Origin of the sequence: Sphingopyxis sp. OAS728 (assembly GCF_014873485.1) — a bacterium.
Lineage (GTDB): Bacteria > Pseudomonadota > Alphaproteobacteria > Sphingomonadales > Sphingomonadaceae > Sphingopyxis.
Genome location: NZ_JADBDT010000001.1, coordinates 742,231 through 757,998 on the forward strand (window position 1 = coordinate 742,231; position 15,768 = coordinate 757,998).

16 protein-coding genes are annotated in these 15,768 nt (G+C 61.2%); all 16 read right to left on the reverse strand.

The genetic code is table 11. The features are described from left to right. Positions 1-4 precede the first annotated feature (4 nt). Positions 5-1,129 carry a dTDP-4-amino-4,6-dideoxygalactose transaminase gene (gene rffA / locus GGC65_RS03565; RefSeq protein WP_192645907.1) on the reverse strand — a complete coding sequence of 375 codons (1,125 nt, stop codon included), beginning with the start codon at positions 1,127-1,129 and terminating at the stop codon, positions 5-7. Then, a complete protein-coding gene (locus tag GGC65_RS03570) occupies positions 1,126-1,845 on the reverse strand; it encodes a GNAT family N-acetyltransferase (protein ID WP_192645908.1) in 720 nt (239 codons plus the stop codon). Before GGC65_RS03570 ends, rffA begins: the two co-directional genes overlap by 4 nt. Beyond that, positions 1,842-3,008, reverse strand: coding sequence for a glycosyltransferase (locus tag GGC65_RS03575; RefSeq protein WP_192645909.1), 1,167 nt, complete (start codon positions 3,006-3,008; stop codon positions 1,842-1,844). The genes GGC65_RS03570 and GGC65_RS03575 overlap by 4 nt, the downstream gene beginning before the upstream one ends. 116 nt (positions 3,009-3,124) lie before the next feature. Next, positions 3,125-3,997: a glucose-1-phosphate thymidylyltransferase RfbA gene (gene rfbA / locus GGC65_RS03580; protein WP_192645910.1), complete on the reverse strand. Its 873-nt coding sequence runs from the start codon at positions 3,995-3,997 to the stop codon at positions 3,125-3,127. Positions 3,998-4,047: 50 nt separating this feature from the next. Then, entirely contained in the window at positions 4,048-5,103 is a 1,056-nt protein-coding gene (gene rfbB / locus GGC65_RS03585) for a dTDP-glucose 4,6-dehydratase (RefSeq protein ID WP_192645911.1), read from the reverse strand. 33 nt (positions 5,104-5,136) lie between these two features. Then, on the reverse strand, positions 5,137-6,213 hold the full coding sequence (locus GGC65_RS03590) for a glycosyltransferase (protein ID WP_192645912.1): 1,077 nt from the start codon (positions 6,211-6,213) through the stop codon (positions 5,137-5,139). A 43-nt stretch (positions 6,214-6,256) separates the two neighbouring features. Beyond that, positions 6,257-7,663 (reverse strand): hypothetical protein, encoded by a 1,407-nt coding sequence (locus GGC65_RS03595; RefSeq protein WP_192645913.1) that lies wholly within the window; start codon positions 7,661-7,663, stop codon positions 6,257-6,259. Then, positions 7,660-8,796: an N-acetyl sugar amidotransferase gene (locus GGC65_RS03600; protein ID WP_192645914.1), complete on the reverse strand. Its 1,137-nt coding sequence runs from the start codon at positions 8,794-8,796 to the stop codon at positions 7,660-7,662. Before GGC65_RS03600 ends, GGC65_RS03595 begins: the two co-directional genes overlap by 4 nt. After that, positions 8,793-9,527, reverse strand: coding sequence for a HisA/HisF-related TIM barrel protein (locus GGC65_RS03605; protein WP_192645915.1), 735 nt, complete (start codon positions 9,525-9,527; stop codon positions 8,793-8,795). Before GGC65_RS03605 ends, GGC65_RS03600 begins: the two co-directional genes overlap by 4 nt. A gap of 35 nt (positions 9,528-9,562) precedes the next feature. After that, positions 9,563-10,153 carry a hypothetical protein gene (locus GGC65_RS03610; RefSeq protein WP_192645916.1) on the reverse strand — a complete coding sequence of 197 codons (591 nt, stop codon included), beginning with the start codon at positions 10,151-10,153 and terminating at the stop codon, positions 9,563-9,565. 100 nt (positions 10,154-10,253) lie between these two features. Further along, complete coding sequence (hisH, locus tag GGC65_RS03615; RefSeq protein WP_192645917.1) at positions 10,254-10,874, reverse strand: imidazole glycerol phosphate synthase subunit HisH; 621 nt, start codon at positions 10,872-10,874, stop codon at positions 10,254-10,256. After that, positions 10,871-12,136: a lipopolysaccharide biosynthesis protein gene (locus GGC65_RS03620; RefSeq protein WP_192645918.1), complete on the reverse strand. Its 1,266-nt coding sequence runs from the start codon at positions 12,134-12,136 to the stop codon at positions 10,871-10,873. Before GGC65_RS03620 ends, hisH begins: the two co-directional genes overlap by 4 nt. Positions 12,137-12,139: 3 nt before the next feature. Beyond that, a complete protein-coding gene (locus GGC65_RS03625; RefSeq protein ID WP_192645919.1) occupies positions 12,140-13,042 on the reverse strand; it encodes a hypothetical protein in 903 nt (300 codons plus the stop codon). After that, positions 13,039-14,151, reverse strand: a complete 1,113-nt coding sequence (locus GGC65_RS03630) for a DegT/DnrJ/EryC1/StrS family aminotransferase (RefSeq protein WP_192645920.1) — start codon at positions 14,149-14,151, stop codon at positions 13,039-13,041. The genes GGC65_RS03625 and GGC65_RS03630 overlap by 4 nt, the downstream gene beginning before the upstream one ends. 19 nt (positions 14,152-14,170) lie before the next feature. Next, a complete protein-coding gene (locus GGC65_RS03635; protein WP_192645921.1) occupies positions 14,171-14,641 on the reverse strand; it encodes an acyltransferase in 471 nt (156 codons plus the stop codon). 18 nt (positions 14,642-14,659) lie between these two features. Next, entirely contained in the window at positions 14,660-15,718 is a 1,059-nt protein-coding gene (locus tag GGC65_RS03640) for a Gfo/Idh/MocA family protein (RefSeq protein ID WP_192645922.1), read from the reverse strand. Positions 15,719-15,768: the final 50 nt, after the last annotated feature.

Consider the following 15,768-nt stretch of genomic DNA (forward strand, 5'->3'; position numbering starts at 1 on the left):
GGCGTCAGCCGAAGAAGGCGCAGACCGCATCGGCGACCCGGTCGGCGTCGTCCATGTCCATGTCGGCATACAGCGGCAGCCGCACAAGGCAGTCCGTATAGCGCGTCGCCTGCGCAAGCGGCTGCGTCGCGTTGTTCGCCGCAAAATAGGGGCTCGCATGGAGCGCCTGATAATGGAACACTGCCATCACGCCGCTCGCCTTCAGATGCTCGATCAGCCTGGTGCGCGTTTCGAGTGCATCGCATACCAGATAGAACATATGCGCATTATTGGTCGCATAATCCGGAATCACGGGCAGGCTGATATCGTTGCGCTGCGTGAGATGCGCCAGCCGTTCGGCATAGCGATCCCACACCGCGATCCTCCGCGCCTGGATCGCGTCGACCGCTTCCAGCTGCGCCGTCAGAAAGGCCGCGACGAGTTCGGACGGCAGATAGGATGAACCCAGCCCGACCCAATTATATTTGTCGACTTCGCCGCGGAAGAAGGCCGACCGGTTGGTTCCCTTTTCGCGGACGATTTCAGCGTCGAGCGCACGCGCCGGATCGTTGACATGAAGCGACCCGCCTTCACCGCACACAATATTTTTCGTCTCGTGAAAGGAGAAGGCCGAGAAAGTCCCAAGCGTTCCGAGCGGTTTGCCCTTGTAAAAGGACGAGATCGCCTGCGCCGCATCTTCGACGATCGTCGCGCCGACGCCATCGGCGATCGCCTGCAGGGCATCCATATCGCACGCAACGCCAGCATAATGGACCGGCACGATCGCGCGTGTCCGCTCATTGACCAGCGATGCAACCGAGGCCGGATCGATATTCGGATTGTCGGCTCCGCTGTCGGCAAAACGGATCGTCGCCCCACGCAGCGCAAAAGCATTCGCTGTCGAGACAAAGGTGTAGCTCGGGACGATCACCTCGTCGCCGGGTTTGAGATCGCATAGCAATGCCGCGGCCTCCAGCGCGTCGGTGCACGACGTCGTCAAAAGCGACTTGCCCGATCCAAGCTGCGCTTCGATCAACGCCTGAGCGCGCTTGGTAAAGCTGCCGTCGCCCGACAGTTTGCGGCTCGCGAGCGCTTCACCGATATAGAGATTTTCGGTTCCGACGAGATGGGGTTTGTTGAAGGGGATCACGATTGCTGGTTCCAGAAATGAAAAACGTCGGAATGCGCGCTGATCGCGAAACCGCATGATTGATAGATTGCGAGGGCGACTTCATTCTCGCCCTGCGTGACGACGCTCGCCCTAGCGCAGCCTTCGCGTGCGAACCAGCCAAGAGCTTCACGCAGCAGCTTTTTACCAACACCCTTGCCGCGCGCCGCAGCGGCGACGCCGAACAGCCCGATCTGCCCCTGCTCACCCTTCGCCGATACGGTCACCATACCATCGATCGCATCGCCCTCCCCGGCGATGATCACTGCGTCGGCAAAGCTGCCACTCAGGCTGTTCTCCATCCAAATCCGATAGAGCCGCTCGAAAACCGGGCGCGGAAAGCGACGGTCGAGCGCGAAGCGCGAGGACCAGCCGCTCGCCAGTGCAAGTTCTTCGAGCACGCGTCGTTGCGCAGGATCGGGATCGGCAATCGTCCGCGGTTCGCTGGCCCCCTGCCCTGCCAAGCTCATATCAAGGAGCACGCGGCTGTTGATGAGCTCGCCCCCGTTGCGCAACGCCGCCAGCTGGCTTGGCTCGTCGCCGTGCGGCGCCTCCCAATATGCGAGCGCGATGCCGTCCGCGATCAATTGGGCCCGTATGGCCGGCAACTGGGCGACCGGATCATCGATATTCTCGATCCGCGCGACCGCGAAGCCGAACGCTTCGCTGTCCCATGCAAGCGGGTGAATATGCGTCATGAGCAGTTCGCCGACAGGTTGACAAAGGCGCGCACCTGCTCGTCGACCGAACAATGTCTGATCGCGTGCGTCCGGCAAGTTTCACGCGATTCGGCCCGGCGGGCGTCATCCCAGGCCAGCACGCGCGACAATGCGGCGGTGAGCCCCGTGCAGTCGATCGTATCTGCCAACGCCCCGGTCTTGCCCTCGACGACAAGGTCGGGCAGCACACCGATCTGAAAACCGACCACCGGCGTACCCGACATCATCGCCTCGTTGACCATCATAGGCCCCGAATCCTCGATCGACGGGCAGACGAAGAAGTCCGCGGCGCAATAGGCCTGCGCCAGCGTATCGGCTCCCACATAGCCAAGGCGGTGCATCGGCAGCCCGAGTGCATCGAGCGCACCAAGGCCACCGGAATGACCGACAAGAAGTAGCGCGACCCGTCGCCCGTCGAGCGCTCCGTCGGCCGCGAGCGAGGCGAGCGCGTCGACGAGCAGTGCCATGCCCTTGCGCGGATCGGTCAGTTCCTGCGCGCCGAAAAGAAGATAGATTCCTTCGCGCGGAATGCCCAACGCCTCGCGCGCGGCCGCACGATCGAGCCGGCCAAGCCGGGCGGGATCAACTCCGATCAAAATCCGGCGAAACGTCGAATTCGCGAAGGGCGCCGCACCTTCGGCATCCTTCGCCAACTGCGCTGACGGCACCACCACAACATGGTCGAGCGCGCGGGTCGCGGCGACCTTTTGCGCCAGCGTGCGCGCCGAAACGTCGCGGCCGATACGCGCAGGCAGCGCGGGACACGAGCCGCAGCCGTCACGATAGCGTCGGCAGCCCCAGGAGTAATGGCATCCACCGGTCAAAAGGCCCATGTCGACCGGATGGAAAGCAACGCGCGCGCCGGTCAGCGTCTGGAGCGCCGCGACATCGTCGAAATCCAGAAAATCGGAAATATAATGGACAACGATCAGATCGGGCCGCGTCTCTGCCGCGATAGCCGCCAGCCGGCGGCGCGAGAGGCTGTTCATCCGCTGGTCGCGGAAAACATAGCGGCGACGACTTGCGATGCGGTACCAGGCGCGCCCTGCAAAGCGTCGTAGCGCCGCCCATCCACGACCGCCCACCGCCTGCACGTCCGTGGCCCCGCTCCGCGATTCCCAGACGAGCATGTGCGAAGCCACCCCACGCTCCCGCATGGCCAGATGCAGCCGCAACGCCGCGGTGCCGGCGCCTCCATGGTCGACCGCCGCCAGGTGAAGTACGCGCGACCCAGCCGCAATCATAGCGGGCGAGTCGTTCAAATCATTTCCTCGATCCGCTGCAGGATCGCGCGGCCATATTCGGTCTTTGACAACTGCTCGCCCTTGGCGCGGGCGGTCTCGATGCTGATCCAGCCTTGCATCAACGCGATTTCCTCCAGGCACGCGATCTGAATGCCCTGCCGATGCTGCATCGTGCGAACGAACTCACCCGCTTCCATCAGGCTGTCGTGCGTGCCGGTGTCGAGCCAGGCATAACCGCGCCCCATCTGCTCGACGAACAATTCGTCGCTGTCGATGTAGCACTGGATCAGGTCGGTTATTTCGAGTTCGCCGCGCGCCGACGGTTTCAGCCCTTCCGCGAAACGCACGACCCGATTGTCGAAGAAATAGAGTCCGGTCACCGCCAGATGCGATTTGGGCTGCGCCGGCTTCTCCTCAAGGCTTACGGCTTGCCCGCGCGCGTCGAGTTCGATCACGCCATAGCGTTCAGGATCGGCGACGCGATAGCTGAATACCGTCGCCCCGCTTTCGCGGCCGGCCGCCGAGCGAAGCAACTGGATCAACTGCGCGCCGAAAAAGATGTTGTCGCCGAGGACCAGCGCGGCCGGGCTGTCGCCGATAAACTCGCGCCCGAGCGTAAAGGCCTGCGCCAACCCTTCGGGACGCGGCTGTTCGATGTAGGAAATCTCGATCCCGAATTCAGAGCCGTCGCCGAGCAGCCGCTGATAATTCCCCAGATATTCGGGCGAGGAAATGAGCAATATCTCCCGGATCCCGGCAAGCATCAGCACCGAGAGCGGATAATAGATCATCGGCTTGTCATAGACGGGCAGCAGCTGCTTGTTGATCGCGAGCGTCGCGGGATAGAGGCGCGTGCCCGACCCGCCTGCCAAGATGATACCCTTCATGCCGTCCTCTCGAAAATGAAGCGAAGATGGATCGTCGCCGGCGACGCCGATCAGCTCGCGATCCCGCGCCGAGCCACGGCGTCGCGCTCGCGGATCAGCGTCTGCCACCAATCCTCGTTTGCCAGATACCAGTCAACCGTTGCGGCAAGACCGGTCTCGAATGTTTCGCGCGGATCCCAGCCCAACTCGCTGCGGATCCGCGAAGCGTCGATCGCATAGCGCTTGTCGTGCCCCGGCCTGTCTGCGACGAAGCTGATCTGGTCGGCATAGCTCCGCCCGTCTGCCCGCGGACGCCGCGCGTCTAGCAGCGCACATAACGCGCGCACGACCTCGACGTTCTGCTTCTCGTTGCCGCCGCCGACATTGTACGTCCGACCGGGCACCCCACGTTCGAACACACACTGCAAGGCGCGGACATGATCGTCGACATAAAGCCAGTCGCGCACCTGATCGCCCTTGCCATAGACGGGTAGCGGACGGCCCGCGAGCGCCTGCGCGATCATCAGCGGGATAAGCTTTTCCGGGAAATGGTATGGACCATAGTTGTTCGAGCAATTGGTGATCAGCACCGGCAAGCCGAAGGTGTGGCCCCAGGCACTGACCAGATGGTCCGACCCCGCCTTTGACGCCGAATAGGGCGAGCGGGGATCATAGGGCGTCTCTTCGCTGAACAGGCCGTCAGCGCCCAGCGAACCGTAAACTTCGTCGGTGGAAATATGATGGAAACGGAACCGCGCGCGCACATCGTCCGGCAAGCCTTCATAATAGGTGCGCGCTTCGGACAGCAGTACAAATGTGCCCACGAGGTTTGTCTGGATGAAGGCTCCCGGGCCGTCGATCGAGCGATCGACATGGCTTTCGGCGGCAAGGTGCGTGACGATGTCGGGCTGGAAGGAGGCGATCGCCGCGCGTACCGCATCTGCATCGCAAATATCGCCCTGAACAAAGCGGTATCGCGGGCTGTCGGCGACCGAGGCGACCGTCGAGGGATTGCCAGCATAGGTCAGCTTGTCGAAATTCAGGACCTCGTAATTCCCCTCCGCCACCAGATGGCGGACGAGCGCCGAACCGATAAAGCCCGCCCCGCCGGTCACGAAAATACGCATGTCTTGCTCGTTCCTTCTCTTTCGCGCCTGCAATCAAAGCAGCCTGACGAAATCTTCCCATTGGCGCGACTTGCTGTACCGGTCGGCAATCATGGCCGCGCCCGCATCCGCTATGCTGCGGCGCCGATCCTCGTCGTCGAGCAGGCGGTCCAATTGATCCAGCATATCGTCGACATCGCGGTAACTGCTCATCGTCACGCCGTCCTCCATCCCGGGCGGATAGGTCCCGGCATCGGACAACATCAGCGCGCCGCAGCCAAGTGCTTCCCAGCAACGCATGTTGCCCCGGTCATTGCCCGACATGTCGATCGCGCCGTTGAGAACAATCTTTGCGCCGCCAAAGGCAGCATAAAGCCCGCGCCCGAACACGGGTGGCCGCGCAACTTTCGCGACCGGCCGCGGCAGGCGATGTCCCCGAAGCGGCGGCAGCAGACCCAGCGGCGTGCCCGCCAGCCGCGTCATTCGCGACTGCTGCAAATGAATCCGCACGCTGCGGCGGTCCTGCAGCTTCGCCAGTGCCTCGATGACCTGCGCGCGGTTGCGGTGATGGCGGCTATAGGACCCGACGAAGACGATATCGACGGCACGATCCGCCTGCCGGTAATCGGCCATCACCGGGTCGAACGCCGGATAGAACCAGGCGGCATTCCATCCGCTTTCGCGATAGGATTGCAGGATCGATTCAAAATTGCAGACGATAAGGTCATAGGCAGCAAAATCGGCGCCGGGGCTCGGCGCAGCGCGCCAAGCGATCGCCTTTTTCACGCTCCCCGGCAGCTTGCGAACAAAATCGCTGCCGAACCGTAGCGGGTCCATGTTGTAGAAAATGTCGGCGCCCGAAGCCTCGATCTGCGCCAACAATATGGCTTCTGGTGTAGCGTCCTTCGCCAACCCGTGGGCATCCGCCCACGCCCGCTGCGATCGCGCGTCGCCTCCGACTGCAAAGCTGCCCCCGGTGCCGTCGAGCACCGGTTGAAGCATATGAAGTGCGACAAAGCGATCATCGAGGAGTTCCTGCAGGACATCGCGATAATCCGCCAAACGTGCGCGCGCATGCACCCCGTCCATATAGGTGGGGTAGATGTCGAAATTCTGGAAGACCGCAGTCATGGAGGGAATTAGCCGCAGAAAAGAAGGGGAATGTAGAGGAGAATCATCTGACCCGGACGCCGGGGACAGTGCCGGCAGATTGCGCCTTGAGGCGCGTCGGCGCAGTTATTTTTCCGAATTCCTCGGTAGAGCGATAGAGATAGAGCAACAACGCAGCCATGCCGCCACCGCCAGTCAGAATGGCCGTGAACAGCGACGCGTCGGCGAGCGAAACCACGAATGGCATCAGAACCGCGCATGCAATGCGGCGATCGATCTCACCGATAAGCCGCGAGGATATCCAGAGCCAGAGACCCGCCAGAAAAAGGATCAGTGGCACACCGAGGGTACCAAAGCCGGCAATGCCATCCGCAGCAATGAAATTCGCGTTATAATTGTTGATTTCGGCGACCGCCGCTGTCGGCGTGACATAGCGGCCAATGACCTGACCGACCGATTCCACCCCATAGGGATATTCGGAGAAAGGCCGCCCAACGAGCGAATGCGACAGATAGGTGACCGGATAATTCAGAAAAAAGTCGCTGTACACACCGACGAGAACACCCGGGAGCGCCAGAATTCGCATGTAAACCAGATCTGAAATATTGCTGAACACTCCTGTGCCAGCCCGGTAGACCGATACGATTGGGCCAAGCACGGCAAAGAACAGGACAGCCGCATAGATACGGCCGAACATGACCCGGCCGTTGCGGAAGACAAAGAAGACCCCGATCGTGAGCAGCGTCGATCCCAGAACCACCTTACCGGCGAGAGTCGAATAAATCAGCAACTGGCCAATGAGGCCGGCGGCAATCAGCACGGGCTGGCGGCGCGTGATGCCGGCAACCAGCAGAAAGGGGTTAACCGCACCGCTGAGCGTACCCATCACATAGCCCATGAGCGCACCGCCAAGGGTGGTCGCGGCCGCACGCTGCTCATAAACCTGCTCAAGGCCTACAATGTTGAGCGTCTCACCAAAAATTACGAAAATCCCGACATTCCCGACCCCCCACACGCCCAGAACGCCGGCCCAGAACGTGCGCGGCGCCAGTCTCAATTTTGCAAAGGGCTTCCCATCGCTCAGCAGAAGAATGAATGCCGCCGCCGAAGACCATATGACGGCCAAAAGAAAGATGAGGTCGCCCATGGGCAAAATGCCCTGTTGCGGCGGGATGATCACCGAAGGAATGAAGAGAAGGAAATAGAGCGCCCATTTGGCAAAGCCCACAATTGTCCAGCTATGCATCGGCAAGAACATGCCGAGCAGGGCGGACAGGCCGATCGTCGCGCCGGTCAGAAACGGCGACGGTGGCTGATACCAGAAGCCCAGATAGCTCCACTGGGTAGATAGCTCGGCATATGTCGTGATAAGAAACCAAGCATAGATGCCGCCCATCAAAGCCGTCACAAGGTGAAGCGCCGCCTTCGACGCTCCGGCCTTTTCCGTTCGAGCTTGCTCTTGCACCATCATTTCCTCGTGATCAGGCGGCGCATTACCGCCCGTCCTTTTAATAATCTGTCCGTCAACGCCTTATCGCTATCGAACAGATTGTGCGAGACAATGGGGGCATCGATCAGCGCTTTTAACTCGTCGGTCGGCATTCCCAGCTTCTTTGCGACGAAACGCGTGTCGCGTTCTGCTTGCGCCTCGGTCGTGATCGGAACGCGCAATTCCTCCAGCGCCGCATCGCGTGTCAACTGCCCGGCAACGATCAGCGACGACAGGTGCAGCCGCCGCTTGTCGAAGCGCAGCTTGCGCGGAAGATAGACGTCCTGATAGAATTTCGTGAAGCGACTTTCGGAATGCTTCGGGCCATAATCACGCCAGCCATAGACGGCGCGCAATTCTTCCTGCGCCGCTTCCTTGTCGTAATTGGTGAAGTCGAGCGGCCGATAACGTTTCGGCAGGCCGCGCACCCGCGTCGTCCAGAGATATTCGGCCATCGTCATGATCGGATAGGCGTGAAGCGATTTTTCGCCATACGCCTTGTGCACCGCGCGCACATGCTTGCCGTCGCTCGAACTCGGTCCGTCGTGCGGAATATGGAGATTTTCCGACGCGAAATTGACCCCAGACAGGAAAGATCGAACGCCGTGCTTGCGCGCCAGCCGCAACAGCGTCGCGAAAAAGGCATGATCCTGCGGGAAGTCCTGATTGAGCACATTCGCGCGCAGAAAAGCCCGCTGGACATCGCGGACCTCGTCCCATTCGACCACGCAGGTGACGAGGTCGAGGTCGAGGCTGCGAACAAGCTTTTCGATATTATGGACCGCGGGCTCGCTGTTCCAGCCAGCATCGACATGCACGGCAAGCAGGCGCAGGTCGTGCTTCGCGGCCATCAGATGCGCAAGATAGGCGCTGTCGACCCCTCCGCTGAGGCCAACGAGCGCATCATAGGGCTTGCCCCTGCCCTCTTCCTTCAGCGTTGCGACAAGGGATGCCATCCGGCGCCCGCCTTCTTCGCCCGGCCACCATTCGTGCGGACTGCGGGCGAAGGCATCCTTGCAGCAGTTGCACTGACCGTCAGGGCCGATCTCGACCCCTTCGACATCCTCGGGCATCACACAGACCGTGCAGATTCTGGCGTTTGTTCCGGCGATCATCGGTTCATCGCCTGCTGCCGTGTCTCATAATCGGGATAGGTAATCAGCACCGCGCGCAGTCGCCCGATGAAGGAAAAGGCGCTTCCTGACGCCGCAGCATCGGCTCCGGCGCCAAGCGCGGCGTCGAGGTGCGAGACCTCGCCCGCGCCGCCCAGCGCGATGACGGGAACCTCAAGGCTAGGTGCAATCGCCGCGATACCCTCGATATCCATCCCCGTGCGCAATCCGTCGCGGTCGATCGACTGTAGGATGATCTCGCCGACCCCGGCCTTGGCAAGCCGCGCCGCTTCCTGTTCCAGAGGCTTGCCGGTCGAGGTCGTCCGGCTGGCGCCGTCGACGCGATAGTCGAGGCAGCCGACTAGGGCCTGAACGCCGAACGCACCCGCTATTTCCCCAATCAGCTGCTCGGACGTTTGCGAACGGAGCACCAGTTTCTCGACACCGTCTGCAACCAGCCGGCGCGCATGCTGGATCGTCGATATCCCGCCGCCATAGCTGAGCGGCATGAAACACTCGGACGCGAGACTGGCGACGAAATCGAAATCCGGCTCGCGACCATCGGCGCTGGCGTCGATGTCGAGCACACAGATTTCGTCGACTTCCTTCTCGTTGAACAGGCGGATGATATTAAAAGGATCACCCACATATGTGCGCTCGCCAAAGCTGACCGTTTTCACGACCCGCCGCGATCGATCGATCAGCATCACGACAATGAGGCGGGGCAATACCACGTGGAAAATCCGACGTTAGAGAGACGCGCTGCCGCTCAGGCGGCGCGCGGAACGATACGGATGATGTCGGCCGAGACCTCGGCGCGATAATCGGGATCGTCCTCGAAATGCGACAGCAGCGTCGAAAGACGCGGATAGCCGTCCTGTCCGGTGAAATCCCGGGCGTCGTCGATCAGGATGATATGCCCCTTTACGTTATGATCGAGGACCATCTGCAATTCCGCCGACACCGGTGTGTCGATTTCGGCCTTGCCGGTAAAACCGCCGCTGTAATGGCCGTCGAGCCAGAAGACCGCAGGACGGTCGATCGTCTTCAGCACTTCGGGCAGGACGACCGCGCTATCGCCCTTGAGGCAGCTGATGTTCTTCTTCCGCTTCAGCATGTCGACCGCACGACGGTGAATTTCATCATCGATCTCGATCGTTATGCAGTCTACGCCGGTCTCGGCGATATGTTCGACCATGCTGCCGAGATATGTGCCGGTTTCGACGAAATATTTCGCACCGCTGGTTTCGACATAGTGGCGGACCACCGCCATCTTCACGACGTTCGGCGCCGGTGACGGGCAACCGCGCGAAACCCATGTGCCGATATCCCGGCGAACGACGGCTCGCAAATTGCGCACGATAGTCAACAAACCGGCCCGTTGGACTGCGTCGCGAACCGGAAATCGCAGATCGTTTTGATTATTCACGGCATTTTCCTGCATTACAAAAAACTTTCTTTCAGACTGGACCGCGCTCGAGCCGCGCGAAATCGGCGAGCAATCGCATGCCAAAACGGTGGCTTTTTTCGGGATGGAATTGAACTCCATGCACCGCTCCGTGCGCCACCGCAATTGCCTTTTGACCGTCATAGTCGACGACCGCCGCGACGTCGGCGTCGCTGTCGCAGACCATGTGATAGCTATGCGCGAAGTAAAAACGCTCTGAAGCTGCGCTGGACGGCGCCATCCATGTATCACGCACATATACGACGTCGCGCCAGCCCATGTTGGGCACCTTGACGCCCGGGAGAGACGGCACGATCCGTCTGACATCCGCGGCGATAAGGCCAAGCCCTTCGGCACCGCCTTCTTCGCTCGTTCGCGCCAGCAACTGCATGCCCAGACAGACGCCAAGCAAGACAGCCCCGCGGTCGACCGCCGTCCGGATCGCGTCGGACAGCCCCCCGGCGTTCAGCACTGCCATGGCGTGCCCGAATGCTCCGACACCGGGAAGAACGAGATGGCGGGCATCGGCAATGACGTCGGGGTCGCCGCTCAGATGCGTATCGGCGCCGACATGATCGAACATATTGGCGAGCGACGCGATATTTCCGACGCCATAATTGACGATCGTGATCATGATGCAGGCCTCGCTTCCGCGCCTTCGACATGCGGTCTCGGCAACGCATGATAACATAGGAAAAGCTGCACGAGCGAAAACAGGCACAGCAATATGCTGTGGACCACGACAATCTTCTCGACCGCCCAGTCGGCGCCCGGCGCGTAGAGCCAGAGCAGCGCCATCGCTGCAAACCGGCTGATGTCCCAGCCAAGCTGGGTAATTTGCCGCCCCATGATCGTAAGGGTCATGTTAATGCCCCCCGACACCAGCCCGAGGAAATAGGCAGGCGCCAAAATCTGGGCGAATTTGGCCGCCTCGTTCCACCCCGGCCCGAATACCAACTGGAAAAGCATCGGGGCAAAAATCACACAGGCGATTGTCGGAAACAATGCCGCGCCGGCAAGGAGCAAGGACAGGCGCCGAAAACTGCGACGTGCGGTGCCGGTTCCCAGTCGCAGATCCTCCGCCAGATTTCCCATATGAACCTGCGACACCGCGCCGACTATCAGCGCGACCGGCAGACCCACGGCCCGATCGACCAGCCCGAACTGTCCTGCGGTCGACGCATCGAAGCTGGCGTATATGAACAGCGGCGTCATGATGCTGCCCGCCGTACTTAACACCGCCCCTGGCAGCGAAATCAGCGACAGGTCACTGAACTGCCGCGCAACCGTGCGAAGATCCGACCAGCTCGTTCCGAAAATACCGCGGAGGGCATGAAGTCGGCCCCGCGCGAGCCAATATCCATTGAGCAGACGACCGGCGAGGTCGGCCAGGATCAGGCTGCTGCCGATCGGTGCGACAATCGCGAGACCCGCGCTGGTTCCCGCGTTGGTCAGCCCCTGCGCGATCTTGGCGCTGGCGATAGTACCGTACGCCGCGTCGCGGGTCCCGAGATAGGAGAATATCTGCGCCCACCCGACAGCAAGCGCCGACAGGGAAAGCCACCACCAGCCAAAACCAAGATCGGCGAGAAAACGGGGCCACCCCATCGCTAGCGCGGCAAGCAGGATGCCGGTGAAGACGACCGTCGTGACCAATATCAGTAATCCGCAAAGTGCGATGACATACGTCAACTCGGGGCCGTCGCTTGCGCGCAGTATCGCGATTTCATAGCGCAGCATCACAACGACGATGACCAGCATCATGATCGACTGGAATGCCTGAAAATGCCCGAAAACCTCAGGCCCGAACGAGCGCGACAGGAGCGGTAGGATCAGAAAGCCGATCAACTGCGCCAGCGCGCTCCCCTTCATTATGGTCAGGACCGAGCGGAGCATCGATCAGTGGCCTAGTCGCTCTCGCACATGCGCGACGAAAGAGGCCGGAATATCGGCACCAAAATCCGATTCGATGTCGCGCGTCGGCTCTGCATCGATCGGGACGATCGACTGCCCGAGGTGCGCGATACGCGGGACCGAGCCCAAAAAGGCGCCCCACAGGCTGAAGCCCGACCCTGATGCGATCAGCGCCGCGCCCTGGCCCATGTGCAGCAGGTCTGTAACCGATTGTTGCCTCGGCGCCCGCTCGAGACCTGGCCGCGCCAGCAGCGCGGCGAGTTCTTCATCGGAGCCGTCCGAGAACAGGACCGCCGGCAAATCCTCGCCCAAGGCGCGGCGAAGCGCATCGAGGCGGTCGCCATACCAGTCGAGTGGAAGGCGGGTGTTGGTGGATTCTTCGGAAACCGCATTCCCCGCCACCGGCTTGGCAAAGTCGCCCAACCGGACATGGATCGCGACAAAGGGCGTGACCGACGGTGCGGGATGGTAGCGCGGGCGGGTCATTGCCAGCAGCTCACGGCGCAGGAAAGGCCCATGACCGACGACCTGCGCGAAGGATTTCTTTTCATTGTCCTTCAGCGCGTTGTGGAAGCGCAGGACCTGTCTTTCCGTGGCGACAGGCTTAGCAGGCCATTCGGTACCGACGTCGACCTTTTTCGCGTTTGCCAACGCAAACAGGCGCCGCAGTCCGCCGATCGCCGTGCCGCGATTGAACAACAGAAAGTAATTCCGCTTGTCGCGCTCGCGGCGAAGATAGGGGCCGACGCGCAGCTTGAGCCAGAAAGGCGCGAGCATCGTGGCGTCATTCTGTTCGCACCACAAGCGGCAACGCGCCCAGGCCAGCAGCCCGTGCGTCAGACCATATCGCCCGAGGACGGGGATCGCGTGGACACGCCGGTCACTCATGCAACGGCGGCCGCCACCTCGTGCAAAGCGGCCGCGACCTGATCCTGCTGAGCCACGGTTAGTTCGGCATAGATCGGAAGCGAAAGGATGCGGCCTTGCAGCCGGTGCGCGACGGGGAAGTCCTCCGGACGGTGCCCCATATGCGCGTAGCAAGGAAGAAAGGGCAGCGCCCGCTTGTAGTTAACGACGGTGGGAACACCGCGATCCTTCAGCGCAACGGCAAGGCCGTCGCGGTCGTGGGCCTCGATGACATAGAGGTGATAGACATGTTCGCGCCCGGCGACTTCGGTGGGCCTGACGATGCCCGGAACGTCTGCGAGCAATTTGTCGTACCGCTTTGCCACTGCACGGCGGCGTTCGGTCCAGCTAGCCAGATGCGGCAACTTGACGTTGAGGATGGCGGCCTGGATTCCGTCGAGCCGCGAGTTGATGCCCTCCATTTCATGATCGCCCTTCACCAGCCCGCCATGACGCGCAAAGCAGGCCATGTGGCGCGCCAGCGCGGCGTCGTTGGTCGTGATCGCCCCGGCATCGCCCATCGCGCCGAGATTCTTGCCCGGGTAGAAGGACCAGGTCGCGATCTGGCCGAAGCTGCCGGCCTTGCGGCCGTCGATCGTGGCCAGGTGCGCCTGCGCGCAATCCTCGATCACCCACAGACCGTGTTTTTCGGCAATTGCCATAATCGCAGGCATGTCGGCCATCTGGCCATAAAGGTGCACCGGAATCATGCCGACGGTGCGGCTCGTGATCTTCTCCGCTATTTTCGACACATCGATCGTTGATGTGACCGGATCGATATCGACGAAAATCGGTTTTGCGCCGTGCTGCCCGATCGTTTCGGACGTCGATATCCATGACTGCGCGGTCGTGATCACCTCATCGCCGGGTTTGATGCCGAGCGCCTTCATCGCGATATAGATCGCGTCGGTTCCGTTCGCGCACGAAACGGTATGGTTTGCCCCCATCAACGCCGAATATTCGCTTTCGAACAGTTCGACATCGGGACCGCGGACAAAGCTGCTCGCCGCGATCACCCGCGCGATGGCGCCGTCGATCTCGTCCTTGAGCGACAGATATTGCGCATGGAGGTCAACGAAAGGAATAGACATGTTTTCTCCAGTCGGCACTTTAGCTGTGGTGGCGCAGGAGGCGCGCCGGATTGCCCGCGTAGGTACCGGGCTGGACGATAGATTTTGTGACGACCGATCCAGCGCCGATCACGACATCGTCGCAAATCGTCACAGGCATGATCGTCGCGTTCGAACCGATCGACACGCGATCGCCGATCGAGGTGGTTTCCCATTTGCTCTTGTCGCCCCTCGCGGGGCCTCCGCTTGCGAAACGGTCGTTTACAAACATCACGCCATGACCGACGAAACAGTCGGCGCCGATCTTGACCAGTTCGCAAATGAAGCTGTGGCTTTGAACCCGGGTTCGGGCGCCAATCGTAACACCCTTCTGGATCTCGACAAAGGGACCAATGAAAACATCGTCGCCGACGGTACAGCCATAGACGTTCGACGGCTCGACGACCGTGACATTGGCACCGAAGATCACATTGACGATGCCAACGGCCTTCCGATCGACGCTATCGGTCATTCTCAAACTCCACCCGTCTCAGCCGCGGCCGAGCTTGGCCACCTTGGGATTGAACCGAAGATCGACGCGCCGTCCGGTTTCGATCGATTCATAGATGGCGGAGATCAGTTCGAGGCTTCGGCGTCCCTGGATCCCGTCGACCAGTTGGGGGCCGCCATTGCGGATAACATCGACGATATGTTCGTAATAGGCCTGATGCCCAAACCCGTACACACTGGGGGGATTGACCGAATATTTCTCGATCACGTCGCCGTCTTCAGGGCCGGCGTCGAGGAAATTCCAGGTCTCGAGCTTGTTCACCGCGAAGCCCCCGATCACGACCGTACCGCCCTCGCCAAGGATAGAAATCGACCCCTCGAGATCCTTGGGACGCGTCCCGCCGGTCGCCTCTATGATGCCGAGCGCGCCGTTGGCGAAGGTCAGGATCACCGCAGCCGTGTCTTCGGCCTCGATGTCGACAAGGCGCGTCGCGCTCATAGCCGACACCGACACAACATCGCCCATCATCCATTCGAGCAGATCGACATGGTGACTGGCCTGATTGGTCAGGACGCCGCCATCGAGCGCCCAGGTGCCGCGCCAGGCATCCTGATCATAATAGGCCTGCGGACGGCACCAGCGCACGCGCACCGTTCCCATGACAAGCTTGCCGAACCTGCCAGCTTTCAGCGCTTCACGTAGCTTGACCACGGGAACGTTGAAACGGTTCTGCTTGACCACAAACAACTTCACCCCGGCTTCATCGCAAGCCGCGATCATATGATCGGCGTCCGTCAGGGTCAGCGCCATCGGCTTTTCGACGATGATATGTTTACCATAGGGCGCCAATTCGATGACATTCGACGCATGATTGCCGCTCTCGGTCAGCACCACGAACGCATCGATGTCCGCTTCACGCGCCATTTTGTGCATGTCCGTGAACCAAGGCACGCCGAATTGCTCGCCGATCGCCCGCGCCTTTGCCTCGACAATGTCGCAGACCGCCGCGAGCTCGGCATTCTCGATCTGCTGATTGCCGAGCAATTCCGAATGCCGCTTTGCGATCCGACCGCAACCAACCAACGCAAATTTAATCATCGTCAACCTTTAGTGATTTCAATGGGATATGCCAAAAAGGCGAAATCGCC

What these genes read in the sequence shown, in the direction of transcription:
- GGC65_RS03570 (WP_192645908.1), bottom strand. Translation starts at nt 1,845, where the DNA reads ATGACGCATATTCACCCGCTTGCATGGGACAGCGAAGCGTTCGGCTTC.
- rfbA (WP_192645910.1), bottom strand. Translation starts at nt 3,997, where the DNA reads ATGAAGGGTATCATCTTGGCAGGCGGGTCGGGCACGCGCCTCTATCCC.
- rfbB (WP_192645911.1), bottom strand. Translation starts at nt 5,103, where the DNA reads ATGCGTATTTTCGTGACCGGCGGGGCGGGCTTTATCGGTTCGGCGCTC.
- GGC65_RS03590 (WP_192645912.1), bottom strand. Translation starts at nt 6,213, where the DNA reads ATGACTGCGGTCTTCCAGAATTTCGACATCTACCCCACCTATATGGAC.
- GGC65_RS03595 (WP_192645913.1), bottom strand. Translation starts at nt 7,663, where the DNA reads ATGATGGTGCAAGAGCAAGCTCGAACGGAAAAGGCCGGAGCGTCGAAG.
- GGC65_RS03600 (WP_192645914.1), bottom strand. Translation starts at nt 8,796, where the DNA reads ATGATCGCCGGAACAAACGCCAGAATCTGCACGGTCTGTGTGATGCCC.
- hisH (WP_192645917.1), bottom strand. Translation starts at nt 10,874, where the DNA reads ATGATCACGATCGTCAATTATGGCGTCGGAAATATCGCGTCGCTCGCC.
- GGC65_RS03620 (WP_192645918.1), bottom strand. Translation starts at nt 12,136, where the DNA reads ATGCTCCGCTCGGTCCTGACCATAATGAAGGGGAGCGCGCTGGCGCAG.
- GGC65_RS03625 (WP_192645919.1), bottom strand. Translation starts at nt 13,042, where the DNA reads ATGAGTGACCGGCGTGTCCACGCGATCCCCGTCCTCGGGCGATATGGT.
- GGC65_RS03630 (WP_192645920.1), bottom strand. Translation starts at nt 14,151, where the DNA reads ATGTCTATTCCTTTCGTTGACCTCCATGCGCAATATCTGTCGCTCAAG.
- GGC65_RS03635 (WP_192645921.1), bottom strand. Translation starts at nt 14,641, where the DNA reads ATGACCGATAGCGTCGATCGGAAGGCCGTTGGCATCGTCAATGTGATC.
- GGC65_RS03640 (WP_192645922.1), bottom strand. Translation starts at nt 15,718, where the DNA reads ATGATTAAATTTGCGTTGGTTGGTTGCGGTCGGATCGCAAAGCGGCAT.